The following is a 16,588-nucleotide window of genomic DNA, read 5'->3' on the forward strand; positions in this document are numbered from 1 at the left end:
GACAGGCGCCCGGCGACATCAGGATTCAGCGCCGCTCGGCGACGTAGTCGACACAGGCCGCAAGACTGGTGAGCCGGGGGTAATCCGCCTCGGGGATGTTGACGCCCAGTTGCTTGTGGATGGCGGTGATGAAATTGAGCAGATCCATCGAATCGATGTCGAGCTGCTCGCGCAGATCCAGGGTCGGATCGAGCGCGGCCGGATCCATCTCCGGGGCGATGGTGGCGAGAATCTGCGTCAGACGGGATTGAATGTCGTCACGATTCATAAAAGCTCCGGTTGTTGCAGCACATCGGCGATCGCGGCCAGAAACAATCCGCCCCGATGGCCATCGCTGGCACGGTGATCGGCCGCCAGACTCGCGGTGAGCGCCTGACGCGCGATGAGGCGCCCATCCTGCACCCATGGCCGCTCGGTCACAGCGCCGAACCCGACGATCGCCACCTGTGGCGGGTAGATGATGGGGAAAACCGCCTCCACGCCACGTTCGCCCAGGCTGGTGACGGTGATCGTGGGGTCAGCCAGCTCCGAACTGCGCAAATGCCCACTGCGGGCGCGCTGAACCAGATCGCGGAAGCCCTGCATGAGGGCATCCAAGTCCTGATCCCGGGCATCGTGCAGCGCCGGCGCCACGAGCCCGCCACCGCGCAGGGCGATAGCCATGCCCACATGCACCGCCTCGCTCGGCTCGAAACCACCATCGCGATAGAAGCCGTTGAACTCGGCAAAACGCGCCGTCGCCTTGGCCACCGCCTTGACCAGCAGGACCCCTAACAACAGCCGCTCATCAGGCGGGCGATCGGCATTGCGCTGCGCCAGCCAGGCGAGCGCAGGCGCCATGTCCACCGGCATGGCGAGGTAGTAGTGCGGAATCTCGCGCTTGGCATGGGCCATCGCGGCCGCAATCGCCTGACGCATCGCGGCCAGATCGCGCGCGCCCGCGACCGTGCGGGGCGCGGGCGCGGCGGCACCTTCCACATCCGCCAGCGTGATCGCGCCATCGGGGCCTGATCCCCGCAGATCAGCCAGATCGATGCCCCGCTCCGCCGCCCGGCGACGTGCTGCCGGCGAGACCTTGAGCCGATCGCCGCGGGCTGGGGCCAAAGCGGCCGGCGCCACACCACCGGCGACAGCCGGTTCCGATGGCGCAGCTGCCGGGGTCGCAGCGATCGGGGCGGGCGAGGTCGATGGCTCGGGTGACTCGGGCGCTGCACGCGGCTGCGCGCTGCGAATGCGGGCCAGCGCCGTGCCGACCGGAACCTCCGCGCCCGGCACGACGAGCAGTTCGTCCACCACGCCGTCCTCGAAAATCTCGACGTCGATGGCACCCTTGACGGTCTCCACCACTGCGACGATCTGGCCTCGGTGTACCGCGTCTCCCGGCTTGATCTGCCATTCGACCAGCGTGCCGGCCTCCATGTCCGAACCGAGCGAGGGCATGCGGAACTCAGCCATGGCCGAGCACCTGCCGGACCGCCTGCATGATGCGCTCGGGCTGGGGAACCGCGGCGTCCTCCAGATGTTTGGGATAGGGAATCGGCACCTCGGCGCCGCACACCCGTACCGGTGGCGCATCCAGCTCATAGAACCCCTGTTCCACGATGCGCGCCATGATCTCGGCCGAGATGCCGCCGCTGCGCCAGCCCTCGTCCACGATCACCACCCGATGGGTCTTGGACGCCGATGCCAGAATAGTGGCCTCGTCCAGTGGACGCAGGCTGCGCAGGTCGATCACCTCAGCCTCGATCCCGTCGGCCGCGAGTTGATCGGCCGCGCGCATCGCCTTGTGAAAGCCGGCGCCGTAGGCCAGTACCGTCACATCCGCGCCCACGCGATGGACGCGAGCCTGATAAATCGGCGCTGCCTCCGCCTGGGTGGACATCCAGCCGTCCAGGTTGTAGAGCATCACGTGCTCGAAGATCAGGACCGGATCCGGATCGGCCAGCGCCGCGGCGAGCATGTGGCGCGCATCCTCCACCGTCGCCGGGGTCAGCACCTTGAGGCCGGGAATGTGGGCATACCAGCCTTCCAGGCTGTGGGAATGCTGGGCGGCGAGCTGCTTGCCCGCGCCGGTGGCCATGCGGATCACGATGGGCACGCTGAACTGCCCGCCCGACATGTGCCGCAGGGTAGCGGCGTTGTTCATGATCTGGTCCAGCGCCAGCAGGCTGAAGTTGACCGTCATGATCTCGACGATGGGGCGCATGCCGCCGAGCGCTGCGCCGATGCCGGCACCCACGAAACCTGATTCCGACAGTGGCGTGTCGCGCACCCGCTCCTCGCCGAATTCCTCGAGCAGCCCCATGCTGACGGCATAGCAGCCGCCGTAGCGCCCCACGTCTTCGCCCATCAGAAATACGCGGGGGTCGTTGCGCAGCGCCTCGCGCAAGGCTTCGCGCATCGCCTCGCGGTAGGTGGTCTGGATCATGTGCGGCTTGGGCGCATCGCTCATGACATGGCCTCCGCAGAGGTGTAGACATCGCGCACCAGATCCTCGACCGGCTCCCAGCTGCCGGCCTCGGCGAACGCCACGGCCGCCTCGACCTCCACCGTCACCGCCGCCTCGATGTCGCTCAAGGCTTGCGCGTCGAGCAGGTCGGCCGCCTCGATCCGCTGGCGCAGGGCGTCGATGGGACAGCGCTGCATCCATTCGGCCACCTCGGCCTTGTCACGATAGCGCTGGGCATCGAACATCGAATGGGCGCGAAAGCGGTAGGTGCGGCATTCCAGAAACTGCGGTCCGCCGCCGTCCCGAATCGCGGCCACCGCCGCGCGCGCCGCCGCCGCGACCGCCAGCACGTCCATGCCGTCCACGCTGGCGCACGGCACGTCGTAGGCTGAGAGTTTGCGGCACAACTCGGTCACCGACTCGGAACGGGCGATGTGGGTGCCCATGGCGTAGAGGTTGTTCTCGCACACGAACAGGACCGGCAACTGCCACAGCTCGGCCAGATTCATCGATTCGTGAAACTCGCCCTCGGCCACCGCCCCCTCGCCGAAGAAACACACGGTCACCCGCGGCCGGTTCTGCATCCGGTCGGCCAAGGCCAGCCCCACGGCGAGGGGAATGCCCCCGGCGACGATGGCACTGCCGCCATAGAAGCGCCGCGCCGCGTCGAACAGATGCATGGAACCGCCGCGCCCACGGCTGCAGCCCTCCTGCTTGCCGTACATCTCCGCCATGATGGCGTTCATGGGCACTCCGCGCAGCAGCGCGTGGCCATGTTCGCGGTAAGTGGCAACGACGGCATCCTCAGGCGCCAGCGCCTGATTGACGCCGGTTGCCACCGCCTCCTCGCCGATATACAGATGCAAAAAGCCGCGGATGCGGGTTTCGGTATAGAGCTGCGCGCAGCGCTCCTCGAGGCGGCGAATGCGCAGCATGTCCTTGAGCAGCGCTGCGGCATCAGCCGGCGACCGTTCCGCCAGGGGCGGCGTGACCGTGTTCATGCGTTCTCCTCCAAGGTCGAGGTATCGCCCTCGGGCAGACCCAGCTCGCGCGCCTTGAGCAGTCGGCGCATGATCTTGCCGCTGCGGGTCTTGGGCAGCGCTGGCAGGAAATCGATTTCCTTGGGCGCCACCACTGCGCCGAGCCGCTTACGGGCATGGGCCAGCAGCGCCATGCGCAGCGCCTCGTCGGCCTTGACGCCGGGCTTGAGCGCGACGAAGGCCTTGACGATCTCCATCGCCACCGGATCGGGTTTGCCGATCACGCCGGCCTCGGCCACGGCGGGGTGCTCCATCAGCACATCCTCGACCTCGAAGGGGCCGATCAGGTGCCCCGAGGTCTTGATGACATCATCGGCCCGGCCGACGAACCAGAAATACCCGTCCTCATCGCGCCGCGCCAGATCGCCGGTCAGATACCAGTCGTCGATGAAGCACTTGCGATAGCGCGCTTCCTCGTTCAGGTAGCCGCGGAACATGGACGGCCAGGGTGTCCTCAGCACCAGCTGGCCCTGCTCACCGGGTTCGGTCACGAACACCAGCCGACCCGCCTCGTCGAGGTTGGCGATGGCCGCCTCGATTCCGGGCAGCGGGCGTCCCATGGAGCCGGGCTTGACGTCACAGGCAGCGAAGTTGGCGATCATGATGCCGCCGGTCTCGGTCTGCCACCAGTTGTCATGGAAGGGCATGCCGAAAGCCGCATTGCTCCAGATCACCGCCTCGGAATTGAGCGGCTCGCCGACGCTGGCCATGAAACGCAGGTCGGGATAGCGATACTGGCGCACGCGCTCGGCCCCCAGCTTCATCATCATGCGGATCGCGGTGGGCGCGGTGTACCAGACCGTGACGCCCTCGTTCTGCAGCGTGCGATACCAGCGCTCGGCGTCGAATTCCTGCTCATCGACTAACATCGTCGCGCCGATCACCAGCGGCGCGACGATGCCGTAGGAGGTGCCCGTCACCCAGCCCGGATCGGCCGTGCACCAGAACACGTCCTCGGGCCGCAGATCGAGGGCATAGCCCGCCGTGGCCTGATGCGCTATCACGGCCTCGTGGACATGCATCGCCCCCTTGGGACGTCCGGTGGTGCCGCTGGTGAAATGGAGCAGCGCCAGATCCTCGGGCTGCGTGGCGGCGATCGTGAATGTGTCGCTGGCCTGCGCCATCAGCGTCTGGAGATTCTGCGTTCCCTCGGGCGCCGGCGCATGGGCGTCCAGATCGGCAATCAGGACATGCGCCAGATCGGGCAGGGAAGCGCGCAGTCCGACCACCTTGCGCGCGTAGAGCGCGGCGGTGGTCACCAGGACCCGCGCCTGACCGATGCTCATGCGCTGATGGATGGGCTCGGGACCGAAAGCGGAAAACATGGGGCAGAACACGCTGCCGTTCTTGAGCGTGCCCAGTGCGCTGAGGTATAGCGCCGGGATGCGACCCATGAGGGCGAACACCGCATCACCGCGTCCCACGCCGAGATCGGTGAGCACGTTGGCGAAGCGATTGGTGAGCTCGCGCAGCCGGAAATAGCTGAAATCGTGCGCCGCACCCTGCTTGTCCAGCCAGCGCAGCGCGATGTGCGCGCCCCGCCCCGTCTGGACATGGCGATCGATGGCTTCATAGGCGATATTGAGTCCGCCGTCCGGCAGACCGTCGATGGCGGCGCGGGCAGCTGCCCAGCTGAAGTTGCGGCATTCGGCCGCATAATCGGTCAGATGAGGCCGGATCTTCACGCCCCCGGTGGGCTTGCGGATGATGTCCGCGGACATGGCGCACCTCCATTCTTCAGCGGAATGGGGCGCCTCTGACGATACCGATGCCACGACCCGCGGTCATGATGCACAGCGCCGACGCCCATGCGTTCAGTGTCGCCAGCCCGACCGCCCAGGCTCTTGATCCAGCTCAAGGAATCGATCCGGCTCCCGGATTCGTCTCCCGTCCCAGCCAGTCCTTGGCGAACTGCCAGGCCACCCGGCCGCTGCGCGACCCGCGTTCCAGCGCCCACTGCAGGGCGGCGCAGGTGATCTCCTCGCGGCCGGGTTCCCGAACTCCGAAGCGAACCAGCCAATGGCGCGTGATGGCCAGGTATTGCGCCTGGTCGAAGGGATGAAACGACAGCCACAACCCGAAACGCTCGGAGAGGGAAATCTTTTCCTCGACCGCCTCGCCGGGATGGATCTCGCCATCCAGGATCCGCGTGTCACGATTGTCGGCCATCGACTCCGGCATCAGGTGACGGCGATTGGACGTCGCCACAATCAGGACGTTGTCGGGCGGCGCGGTCACCGATCCTTCCAGAATCGCTTTCAGATGCTGGTAGCCCGGCTCTTCGTGGGTAAACGAGAGATCATCGCAAAACAGAAGGCAGCGCTCAGGCCGACCATACAGCAGCGCCAGCAGATCCGGCAGCTCTCCGAGCTGGGCCTTGCCGATCTCGATCAGACGCAGACCCTGATCGGCATAAGCGCCCGGCAGCGCCTTGATGAGCGAGGATTTGCCAGTCCCGCGCGCGCCCCAGAGCAGCACATTGTTGGCCGGCCGGCCGGCGATGAACTGGCGGACATTGCGTTCCAGCGCGGCGCGCTGGCGTTCAAGCCCCAGCAGATCTTCGAGCGCAGCAGCCCGGTAGTGCATCACGGGCTCCAACATCCCCCGTCCCTGGCCGGTGCTACGCCAGCGCCAGACCGATGCCTGCGCGAGATCGACGGGCATGAGGACCGGCGGCAGCCAGTCCTCCAGCCGATCGGCCAGCCGTTCCAATCGCTCGATCAGGTGCCCCCATTGCGGCTCAGACATCGCCACCGCCTTGGGCCGAGTCGAGCAGCGAATCCGGCCATTCCGGCAGGATGAGGTTGGTCAGGCGCCACTTGAGATGCTGGCGACTCAGAACGACCCGGATCGGTTCACCCTGTTCGGTAGTTGCCTCGACGCGCAGCCGACTCAAGCCCTCGAACCGGAACCGGGCTTCTCGGAAGCGGATCTCTCGTTCCGCCTCAGACAGCGTCCCGTCCGCTTCGGGATCAGCGGATGGTGATTCGGGCTGCAGGGTCCGCTCCTCGAGCAGACTGAGCAGGCCGCTTGGTGTGACCAGCGATTCGACCAGCCGATCCACCAGCTGGTTGGTCAGCCCCAGCGCCAGCCCCCCAAGCGGACTGTCCCTCCAGCGTGGCGGGGTCGCTTGCGCCGCACGCGCATTGAGCTGGAGCTTGATGTTGTCCCGCAACAGCGGGAAATCCACCTGGTTGTCCAGATAGGCGGCATCCTGTGTTTCAACGGCTGTCCGCAGCTGATGAAGCGTGTAGAACGGGCCGCCAATCCAGACCGCAGCCAGACCCAGAAGGACCAGAAAACCCCAGATCGTGATGCGTTTCACAAGGCGCTCCTCCCCATCATCGAACACCTGAACATATCATGGTGCAGCGCCTTGCGGGTGAGACCCACAGCTGACGATTGGGGGCATGGCCACATCCGATTTTTCGTGAAACAATTCCCAGCGGTCATCGAGACACCACGAACCGGAACAGGGTTCGACCGGTGCATTTGCGATGATCGAACCAGTTGGCTGCATATTTCCGGGACCAAGTGCCCGTTACCCGCGCCATGCAGCCCGGAGATGAAAATTAGAATGACTCCGCATAATGGCAAACGACATGTTCCCAGCGGGTTTTCCTGTTTACTAACATGTGAGGTGCCCATGAAGCGTAAGTTGAGCCTACTCACCCTATTGAGCTTCGGTAGTCTGCTCCCCCTGACTGCCCAGGCCGATGACATGTACCTGCGCCCCTATATTGGGATCAGCTACGTGTACGCCACCGCTCAGGACCTGGAGATCGGCGATCAGGAAATCGAGCTGCCCGAGGACGTCACCGACTTCGATGACGATGTCTCGACCGGCAAAGGATTCATCGGCGTCGAACTGCTGCCTTGGCTGGGACTCGAAGGTCAATACATCGAGCTTGGCGAAACCGAAGAAGCCGGCTTCGAACTGTCCGGTGACGTGTATACCGCCGCGGTGGTGCTGGCCCTGCCACTGGCGAACGACTTTTTCACCATCTTCGCGAAGGGCGGCATGGCCTGGTGGGATGTGGAACTCGACGGCCCCGGCCCGCTCGACAAGGGCTGGGACGGCGATAACGTCTTCTACGGCGCCGGTGTGAAGTTCAAGATCCTGCCCCATCTTTATGTGCGGGCGGAATACGAACGTATCCCGGTCGACAAGGACAACTTCGAAGTCAACTTCGACTTGGCATCCGCCGGGTTGCAGTTCACCTTCTGACGCTTCGGTCCTTTGGTCCGGGCAAGCCCCGGACCAAAGGACCCTTTCCCCCGCCGAACCCTCTCCCGATCGGACTGCGCCCCTTCCGGACGCATCCGCACCGAAGCACATCGCGACGCGCCGGCCTTTCTGCATTTCGGCGCATGGCCCAGCATCTGGCCAAGTCAGCGACTGTGAACCCCACATCAGGCCACTACTGAAACCGGGGGCATCGAGCGGTATTGGTCAACTAAGCCATCAAGCTTCATCGGCGCTCTTTGAGATTCCAACGCCTGAGCTCAGCCGATCAAAACTGCGAAGCGGTTTGGGGTCGGCTGCAGCGAATTGTTATCCGTCTTGCTTGCATTCCCTCCCCTGAAGCGCACAGAGCCATCAACTCGTAACGAATTGGCAAAGTGCACTGGAATGCTCCTGAAGAAATGCCTGTTTATTAGCCAGCACCTCAACAGATTGCGGTGGCCGTTGGTCCATGAATGAGAAATGATCCGCTCCGTTAGTAATGCAAACATCCACCGCTTGCCAATCACGCATGGTGTCAGCCAGCCATATGGTTTGGGCGGGAGGTGTGATTCGGTCTTCGGAACCTACCCAGGCAAGAACCGGGATACGCACCTCAGCAAGTGCGCCTGGCGCCTGAAAAAACCCCATTGCCGGCGCGAGCAGCCCCAGGCGGGTCAGCCGTTCATCTGGCGTGATTTCGACAGGCTGACCAGGCCCTAGCCATATTTGGCCTCCGCCTAGCGCAACCAGCGTGGTCGCACCGATAGAATGTCCCACACCCGCCACGGTTGCGCCGGGTTGGACGAAAGCATCAAGCGCGAGTGACAAGCGTCTGGCTCGCAGAGTCAACTCAGTTTCGGTTGGGGTTGAAGAGACGAGCCGCTCGAAATATGGCGCCACGACCGTACAGCCTGACTCAGCCAATGTATCCAGCAGCGTATGGTGTCGCTCAGGGTTGCCACCCGCTCCTACCGCGAAGATCACTACGATGGACGAACCCGTACTTTCACGAACCGAAACATCAAACGGCTGTGCGCGATCTGGCAGTGTCCGTGTTTGCACCCAAACCTCTCTCTCGTGTGATTACATCCGATAGGGATAACGGCGGGAGTTGAGCGGCACCTGCGCGTGGGTGGAGCGCACATCGTGCGCGCAACCCAAGCGGGCGAGCGGCTGAAGTCGTGTTACTCGAACGCCGTGATGGACAGCGCTTTGCGCCGGACAGCACGCGTTCATCGACTCCGACCGACGGTCGGCGCGAAGCGCTGCCCATCGTTCAAATCCACCCGACCACGGAAGGGGCGACGCCCGCTGTAGCGAGTCGGGTGGAATGCAGTTCTAGACATTATTGTTCTGAAGCCAAACGATGACATTGATGGCATTTTCATTTGGTGGAAAAACTGGATAAAACACTCTTCGTATTGAGCCGTCTTTAATAATGAGGGTAAGCCTTTTGATGAGACGTAACGAGTTGTATGTGAACGTAGGCAATCTCATTACCGTGGTCAAATGAAAACTGCTGTCACTCAACAACTCAAAGGGCAAATGGAGGCGTTGAACGGCTTCTTTCTGGTCTTCCGAAGATTGCGCGCTCACGCCATACACCTTAGCCCCTAATTCGAGCAAATCGGCGTGATGATCACGAAATGAACAAGACTGTAGTGTGCATCCCCTTGCGCCAGGGATCTCGTTCCAACCAATCATTGGAGGGGCGTCCGGTCTTCCGGTCATAGGGTAGAAGTAGACCACGGATATCCCACTCTCGAGCCCGAGATTAACCTTGATGCCCGAAGTGCTCCCTAGAGCGATGGTTGGCATATCCGCACCTTCCAAATGGGCGCATGCGTTATCGTCTTCAGGGACCGGCAAATCATCAGGCAGGACGAGCAGATTTCGGGTGATCATCTCTTTTCCTTATGTTCGGCCTAATGCCTGAGCTCAGATGCGTTTGAGGCGACGCCCGCTTATGCGGCAGAAAAAGCGGGTGGCAGGTAAAACGTTGCCCGAAGCGATTTGTTGGGCGTCAACATCTTGAAGCCAAACTAAAGTAGTTACCTTTAACCGACCACCCCTAGCCAACGTTCTGCACCCAGCGCATCCATAACGAGCTCGACCGAAAACGCCGCCAGAATCATACCCATAATGCGAGTGAGAATAGAGGCGCCTCCTTGACCAAGAACACGCATAATTTGTGTAGACAAAAGCAACAGAATGAGCGTCACGACCATAACCGCAATCATCACCGCAGCAGTGGCCGCCTGTGCAGGGATGGTATAGAGGCTGTTATCGGTCAAAAGAATAACCGCCAGAATCGCGCCAGGTGTGGCCGTAGCTGGAATAGCCAACGGAAAAACAGCCAAATCATGTCCGGGCTCCTGCTCACCACTACTTAAACCCGAACCAAATATCATCTGCAGCCCAAACAGAAACAGAATGATTCCTCCTCCTAACTGGAAGGAAATGAGCCTAATACCCATGGCTGTAAGCAGCAATTGACCAACAACGATCGCGCCAATAAGCACGGCAGTTGCATACGCAACCGCACGAATAGCGGTACACCGCCTTTGGGCGGCGTCCAGACCACTCGTCAAGCCGGTAAATATTGCCAGTGTGCCGATCGGATCTACCGTGGCCCAAATGATCAGTGCATCTTGAAGTAGTTTATCGATATTGACCACGGGCTCTCCGAATCCTAAACCTTAAAATCTGGGGACTAATTTTCGGTATTCAACGTATTGGGGGCAGAGACAAGGAGCAATCACTCTTTACGCCCGACGTTGGAGCTCAGCCGCGCCACTTTCGGGATCCGGCTGTAGCGCTCTGTTGGGTGCTACATTACGAATACCGAACGGAATATGTACAGATGGTATATTTCCAGCCACGGATGTTAAGTGCCGCATCTGATCGTCGAAAAATATATGCGGCTTCATTATCTCTAGAATATGGTGCTTTTCAATTCCTCCAAGAAAGAACACCTCATCTGGTGTCACTCCCCATTCATTGAGCGTTGTAACAACTCGTTCATTCGCGGGGGCATTTCTAGCTGTTACTATCGCCGTTCTTAAGATACGTTGATACCCCGCTTCTTCCAGCTCTCTTTTCGATTCTATCTTTTGTAGAAATGAAAGCTTCTTAAATAGGTCACCAAGCGGTCCTGGTTTGTGAGGAATATTTGCCCTGCTTAGTTCGTGACTCTGAAATTCCTCCACATCCTCATTTTGATGATAAACGGATTCAGCCTCATCGTCTGCGATAACTCCATCAAAGTCGAATGCCACTCTTAACTCATGATCATCTTCGTCATCATTGACCTCAGAAGGAACAATCGTACCTGCCGGAAACCCGGCCTCAATAGCTTGTTTTACATCATCTTCATTTGCTGATAAGAATAGCGAAGCATTAAAAGCTGGTATGTATTTATAGGGTGATTTTCCGCTAAGAAATCCAGCCCGACTGATATCCAAACCATAACTCTTAATCGTGTTAAATACTCTCTGGCCTGTATCTGGGTCATTTCTTGAAAGAAGGACTACTTCTACAGGCAAGTCCTCAGGGTACGCTTTATTTATATTCAGAAACCTACGAATAAATGGAAACGCCACGCCTCTAGGCAAATAGTTATTTGTGTTTTTTCTTTGATAGTCACGATATTCTTCTTCACCTTTATCCATAAATACAGCGTGTGATTCACTTAAATCAAAAAGCGCACTAGAAGCAACCGCAATGACTAGCTTCCTATGGATTGGATATACCATTACTCATTCCCTGACTCCCCACTAGAATTAGACGACCCAGACCCGACCAAATCGATTCGTCCAAGTCAACGACAGCCTTCAAGATCAGTCTGATATTCTTAGTGTACCCATTTGGTCGACCCAAATTTTTCCGAATGGACAGTCTCGCTCTCGCCAACCGCCAAAGCTGCTGGACCGGTTGCGCGACGGGCTGCGGGTGCGGCATTACTACTACCGCGCCGAGCGGACGTCCCTCGACCGGGCGCGGCGTTTCATCCTGTTTCACGGCAAGCGTCACCCGGCAGCATGGGCGCGGTCGAGGTCGGGGCACTCCTGACGCCAGATCAAGAAAAAAACCTCACCCGCACTTCGAGTCGCCGCAGTTGAGACAGGTCATGCAGCCGTCCATGAGCACCACAGCCTTGGTATGGCACTTGGCGCAAAGCTGCGCGCCCGCGGGGAAGGCGCCCTTGCCGGTGCTGACTTCGCTGGTGCGAGCTTCGTACTGGGCGCGCTTTTCCTCGATCAGCTTGAGCTGGCGTTCGTCGAGTTCGGTATCGGGCAGCATGCCGATGAAGCGCAGATGGCGTTCGATGACATCGCCGATCTCGGCCACGAGCGAGGGCATGTAGCGGCCGCCCGGCCGCCAGTAGCCGCCGCGCGGATCGAACACGGCTTTCAACTCCTCGGCGAGGAAGGTGATGTCGCCGCCCTTGCGGAACACGGCGGAGATGATGCGCGTGAGCGCGACGATCCACTGGAAATGTTCCATGTTCTTCGAGTTGATGAAGATCTCGAAGGGACGGCGGTGTTCGTGTTCGGTGCCTTCGTTGAGCACGATGTCGTTGATGGTGATGTACATCGCGTTGTCGGCGACGGGCGGCTTGATCTTGTAGGTGGCGCCGACCAACATGTCGGGCCGCTCCAGCCGCTCGTGCATCTGGATGACGTTGTCGCTGCGGGCCGGCTGCGCCGGGGCGGCGGCGGGTGCGGGCGTGGCGGGCTTGTCATCCTCGCGCAGGACCTGATAGCCGGTGATGGGTTGGGTGATTTTGATGGCCATGTGCGGACTCCGGGCGCCACGTTCGGGCGCGCATGTCGATTCAATGATTCGGTGACGCTCGCTCCCGACCTCACGGCCGGGCCGGCGCGGCTCAGAAGCGGCCGTAATAACCTTCCTTCAGGGCGTCGAACAGGTTGGCAGCGCTATGCACTTCGCCGTCGTATTCCACCTCCTCGTTGCCGCGCGCTTCCACCACCGTGCCGTCGGACAGGGTGAAAACGTAAGTTGTGTTGGCCAGATCCTTTTCCTTCACCAGCACGCCCTGGAAGGCGGCGGGGTTGAAGCGGAAGGTGGTGCAGCCCTTCAGGCCCTTTTCGTGAGCGTAGAGGTAGATTTCCTTGAAATCGGCGAACGGGTAGTCGGTCGGGACGTTCGCGGTCTTGGAGATCGAGGAATCGACCCACTTCTGCGCCGCGGCCTGGATGTCGACGTGCTGGCGCGGGGAGATGTCGTCGGCCGTGATGAAGTATTCGGGCAGATGTGCCTCGGCCGCCTCGGCATTGGGGTCCGCCTCGGGATTGACCAGGCTGCGGTAGGCCAGCAGCTCGTAGGAGAACACATCGATCTTCTCCTTGGTCTTGCGCCCCTCGCGGATCACGTTGCGGAAATAGTGGTGCGCGAAACTGGGCTCGATGCCGTTGCTGGCGTTGTTGGCGAGCGAGAGCGAGATGGTGCCGGTGGGCGCGATCGAGCTGTGATGCGTGAAGCGCCCGCCACGCTCGGCCAGGGCATCGATGAGCTCGGGCCGCGCCTCACCGATGCGCTGCATGTAGCGGCTGTAGCGCGCCCACAGCACACGACCCGGCAGGCGGTCGCCGGCCTTGAGGCCGTCTTCGGCCATTTCCGGACGCTTGTGAAGCATCTCGGCGGTGATTTCGAATTCCTCGTCCATGATGGGCGCGGCGCCTTTTTCCTCGGCCAGCGCCAAGGCGACCTCCCAGCCCGCCAGCGCCATCTCGCGCGCCACCTGTTCGGTGAAGGCAATGGATTCGGGCGCGCCGTAGCGCAGGCGCAGCAGCGTGAGCGTCGAGCCCAGTCCCAGAAAACCCATGCCGTGGCGGCGCTTGCGGCGAATCTCATCCTGCTGCTGCGGCAGGGGCAGCCCACTGATCTCGACCACGTTGTCCAGCATGCGGGTGAAGACGCGCACCACTTCGCGGTACTCGTCCCAGTCGAAGCGGGCCTGATCGGTGAAGGGATCGCGCACGAACTTGGTCAGGTTGACCGAGCCCAAGAGGCAGGCGCCGTAGGGCGGCAATGGTTGTTCGCCGCAGGGGTTGGTCGCGCGGATGTGCTCGCAGAACCAGTTGTTGTTGTCCTCGTTGACCCGGTCGATGAGGATGAAGCCGGGCTCGGCGAAGTCGTAGGTGGAGCTCATGATGAGATCCCACAGCCGCTGCGCCTTGATGTGCTTGTAGATGCGGCAAGCCACCAGCCCGGCTGCGTCGGTGATGTAATCGTCGTGCGTGGGCCATTCGCGCCACAGGATGTGCTCGTCGTGATGCACGTCGATGCCATCCACCTCGGCTTCCTTGCGCTTGATGGGAAAGGCGAGCGGCCAGTCGGCGTCGTTCTTCACGGCCTGGATGAATTCGTCGGTGATGAGCAGCGACAGGTTGAACTGGCGCAGGCGGCCGTCCTGGCGCTTGGCGCGGATGAAGTCGACCACGTCCGGATGACCCACGTCGAAGGTGCCCATCTGCGCGCCGCGGCGCCCGCCGGCCGAGGACACGGTGAAGCACATGGCGTCGTAGATGTCCATGAAGGACAGCGGACCCGAGGTGTGGGCACCGGCGCCCGAGACATAGGCCCCGCGCGGTCGCAGGGTCGAGAATTCATAGCCGATGCCGCAGCCGGCCTTGAGCGTAAGCCCCGCTTCGTGGACCTTGTCCAGGATGTCGTCCATCGAATCACGGATCGTGCCGGAGACCGTGCAGTTGATGGTGGAGGTGGCCGGTTTATGTTCGAGCGCGCCGGCGTTGGAGGTGATGCGCCCGGCGGGAATGGCGCCGCGCCGCAGCGCCCACAGAAATCGGGCATACCATTCGTCGCGCATGGCGGGCAGTTCGACATCGGCCAGCGCGCGCGCCACGCGCTGGTAGGTGTGATCGACCGTCACATCCAGCACCTTGCCGGACTTGGTCTTGAGGCGATATTTCTTGTCCCAGATGTCTTCCGAGGCAGGTTGCAGCGGCAGATCGGCGGCGGAATCGAGGCTCAGGTTCATCGGCACGGTGCTCACGAAAGATGCTCCTTGCGGCGGATTTACACAACATCTTGTAGTTGATCCAGGAAAGACTAGGCCCCGACAAGCCTGCTGTCAATCCATTTAATTACAATAGCTTAGATAAAAATAGCTTTGTATTCAATGAATTAGATTAAGGCCTCGCCGTCGGACTCGCTCCTCCGATTTCACGTGTATCGCTCGGACCGTAACCACAACATCTTGTGTCTTCCTCTTTTCTCGCCGGTTCCCTCCCGAGCCCGGCCACATGGGCTATAGTTCTGGGCTTGGGAACGAAACCCGGGGGTCATGGTCCCATCGACATTCGAAATCTGGCCCGCCCATGGCACACGCCAGATTCCCCGGTTGAATCCGAAGGAGATGACGCACATGAAAATGGCTCGCTGGACACGGCGTGGTATTCGGCAGCAATGGATGATTCCGGGCTTCGTTCTCGCAGCCGGACTGCTTTGCACCATCCCCGTCCAGGCGCCCGCCGCCCTGCCCTGGCAGGCCTCCGATGCCCAGGGTGTTCCGTCTCTCGCACCATTGCTCGAAAAAATCAATCCCGCCGTGGTCAATATCGCGACGCGGGGAACCACCGAGGTGCGCAATCCGTTGATGGACCACCCGATGTTCGAGGATCCGTTCTTCCGGCGCTTCTTCGGCATGCCGGACGGGCCTCAGGTCCAGGAAACCCAGAGCCTGGGCTCGGGGGTGATCGTCGATGCGCGCAAGGGCTACATCCTCACCAACGCCCATGTCATCAAGGGCGCCGATGAAATCAAGGTCAATCTGATCGACGAGCGGGAGTTCACCGCCAAAGTCATCGGCGCGGATGAAGAAACCGACGTGGCGCTGATCCAGATCAGCGCCAAGAATCTGACCGAGCTGGCACTGGCGGATTCCGACAAGGCGCGACCGGGCGATTTCGTCGTGGCGATCGGTAATCCCTTTGGGCTACGCCATACCGTCACCTCCGGCATCGTCAGCGCCACCGGCCGTTCGGGCATCGGCGATCCGGACAGCTTCCAGGACTACATTCAGACCGATGCCTCGATCAACCCCGGCAACTCGGGCGGCGCTCTGGTCAATTTTCAGGGTGAACTGATCGGGCTCAACTCCGCGATCCTCTCCCGCAGCGGCGGCAACATCGGCATCGGCTTTGCCATTCCATCGAATATCGCCCGCCAGGTCATGCAACAGCTGATCCAGTACGGGGAAGTCAAACGCGGCCGCCTGGGCGTCGTGGTCCAGAACATTACACCGGATCTGGCGAAAGCCTTTGGCCTGAACAGCAACTCGGGTGTGCTGGTCGCTCAGGTCCAGCCGGGCTCGGCCGCCGATAAGGCCGGCATCAAGGCGGAGGATGTCATCCTCAGCGTCAACGGCCGCAGCGTGCAGAGCTATCGCGATCTGCGCAACACTATCGGCCTGCTGCGCGTGGGCGACAAGCTGACGCTGGAAATCGTGCGCGACGGCAAGCGCCAGGTGGTCAATGCCGCCGTTGGCGAAGCCATCGAACTCGCCGAGTCCGCCGGTGCCGCCAGCACCGCCATCGCGCATCCCAAGCTCGAAGGCGCCCAGTTTGCGCCGGCCGAAGAAGGGGCCGGTGTCGAGGTCAGCGACATCAAGCCGCAATCCCCGGCCGCCCGAACCGGGTTGCGTCCCGGCGATGTCATCACGGCTGTCAATCGCCGACCGATCCGCACCGTGGACGAATTGAAGCGCGCTGTGAACGGTCAGGACACGCTGCTGCTGACTCTCAAGCGAGGGCCCGGCCGCCTGTTCCTGGTCATTAAGTAAGGCGGGTTCATGGGCGTGGGCTACGGATGGCGGGGCCGGGCCTA

15 protein-coding genes are annotated in these 16,588 nt (G+C 61.5%); 2 read left to right on the forward strand and 13 right to left on the reverse strand.

Going from position 1 to position 16,588, the window contains the following annotated elements; genetic code table 11:
* Positions 1 to 25: 25 nt before the first annotated feature.
* The 7 genes from E4680_RS00790 to E4680_RS00820 form a co-directional block, all read right to left on the reverse strand.
* Entirely contained in the window at positions 26 to 268 is a 243-nt protein-coding gene (locus E4680_RS00790; RefSeq protein WP_135280470.1) for an acyl carrier protein, read from the reverse strand.
* The gene (locus E4680_RS00795; RefSeq protein ID WP_135280471.1) at positions 265 to 1,455 is read right to left on the reverse strand and encodes a dihydrolipoamide acetyltransferase family protein; all 1,191 of its coding nucleotides are present in this window, start codon (positions 1,453 to 1,455) and stop codon (positions 265 to 267) included. The genes E4680_RS00790 and E4680_RS00795 overlap by 4 nt, the downstream gene beginning before the upstream one ends.
* Positions 1,448 to 2,452: an alpha-ketoacid dehydrogenase subunit beta gene (locus E4680_RS00800; protein ID WP_205688687.1), complete on the reverse strand. Its 1,005-nt coding sequence runs from the start codon at positions 2,450 to 2,452 to the stop codon at positions 1,448 to 1,450. The genes E4680_RS00795 and E4680_RS00800 overlap by 8 nt, the downstream gene beginning before the upstream one ends.
* A complete protein-coding gene (gene pdhA / locus E4680_RS00805) occupies positions 2,449 to 3,450 on the reverse strand; it encodes a pyruvate dehydrogenase (acetyl-transferring) E1 component subunit alpha (RefSeq protein ID WP_135280472.1) in 1,002 nt (333 codons plus the stop codon). Before pdhA ends, E4680_RS00800 begins: the two co-directional genes overlap by 4 nt.
* On the reverse strand, positions 3,447 to 5,210 hold the full coding sequence (gene acsA / locus E4680_RS00810; RefSeq protein WP_135280473.1) for an acetate--CoA ligase: 1,764 nt from the start codon (positions 5,208 to 5,210) through the stop codon (positions 3,447 to 3,449). Before acsA ends, pdhA begins: the two co-directional genes overlap by 4 nt.
* 133 nt (positions 5,211 to 5,343) lie before the next feature.
* Entirely contained in the window at positions 5,344 to 6,237 is an 894-nt protein-coding gene (locus E4680_RS00815) for an ATP-binding protein (protein ID WP_135280474.1), read from the reverse strand.
* The gene (locus tag E4680_RS00820) at positions 6,230 to 6,814 is read right to left on the reverse strand and encodes a DUF2939 domain-containing protein (RefSeq protein WP_167792308.1); all 585 of its coding nucleotides are present in this window, start codon (positions 6,812 to 6,814) and stop codon (positions 6,230 to 6,232) included. The genes E4680_RS00815 and E4680_RS00820 overlap by 8 nt, the downstream gene beginning before the upstream one ends.
* A gap of 321 nt (positions 6,815 to 7,135) precedes the next feature.
* Here E4680_RS00820 and E4680_RS13995 point away from each other — a divergent pair, with 321 nt between their 5' ends.
* Entirely contained in the window at positions 7,136 to 7,717 is a 582-nt protein-coding gene (locus E4680_RS13995) for a porin family protein (RefSeq protein WP_167792309.1), read from the forward strand.
* A 372-nt stretch (positions 7,718 to 8,089) separates the two neighbouring features.
* On the opposite strand, the gene E4680_RS00830 is transcribed toward E4680_RS13995, so the two are convergent.
* The 6 genes from E4680_RS00830 to E4680_RS00860 form a co-directional block, all read right to left on the reverse strand.
* The gene (locus tag E4680_RS00830; RefSeq protein ID WP_135280477.1) at positions 8,090 to 8,779 is read right to left on the reverse strand and encodes an alpha/beta hydrolase family protein; all 690 of its coding nucleotides are present in this window, start codon (positions 8,777 to 8,779) and stop codon (positions 8,090 to 8,092) included.
* A gap of 276 nt (positions 8,780 to 9,055) precedes the next feature.
* Entirely contained in the window at positions 9,056 to 9,622 is a 567-nt protein-coding gene (locus E4680_RS00835; RefSeq protein ID WP_135280478.1) for a peroxiredoxin, read from the reverse strand.
* A gap of 152 nt (positions 9,623 to 9,774) precedes the next feature.
* On the reverse strand, positions 9,775 to 10,395 hold the full coding sequence (locus E4680_RS00840) for a MarC family protein (protein WP_205688688.1): 621 nt from the start codon (positions 10,393 to 10,395) through the stop codon (positions 9,775 to 9,777).
* An 87-nt stretch (positions 10,396 to 10,482) separates the two neighbouring features.
* Positions 10,483 to 11,472 (reverse strand): 5'-nucleotidase, encoded by a 990-nt coding sequence (locus tag E4680_RS00845; protein WP_135280479.1) that lies wholly within the window; start codon positions 11,470 to 11,472, stop codon positions 10,483 to 10,485.
* A gap of 337 nt (positions 11,473 to 11,809) precedes the next feature.
* A complete protein-coding gene (locus E4680_RS00855; protein WP_135280480.1) occupies positions 11,810 to 12,514 on the reverse strand; it encodes a TSCPD domain-containing protein in 705 nt (234 codons plus the stop codon).
* A 91-nt stretch (positions 12,515 to 12,605) separates the two neighbouring features.
* Complete coding sequence (locus tag E4680_RS00860; RefSeq protein WP_135280613.1) at positions 12,606 to 14,741, reverse strand: adenosylcobalamin-dependent ribonucleoside-diphosphate reductase; 2,136 nt, start codon at positions 14,739 to 14,741, stop codon at positions 12,606 to 12,608.
* Positions 14,742 to 15,173: 432 nt separating this feature from the next.
* On the opposite strand from E4680_RS00860, the gene E4680_RS00865 reads away from it, so the two are divergent.
* Complete coding sequence (locus E4680_RS00865; protein WP_135280614.1) at positions 15,174 to 16,544, forward strand: DegQ family serine endoprotease; 1,371 nt, start codon at positions 15,174 to 15,176, stop codon at positions 16,542 to 16,544.
* Positions 16,545 to 16,588: the final 44 nt, after the last annotated feature.

This window comes from Candidatus Macondimonas diazotrophica (assembly GCF_004684205.1).
GTDB classification, from domain to species: Bacteria; Pseudomonadota; Gammaproteobacteria; order UBA5335; family UBA5335; genus Macondimonas; species Macondimonas diazotrophica.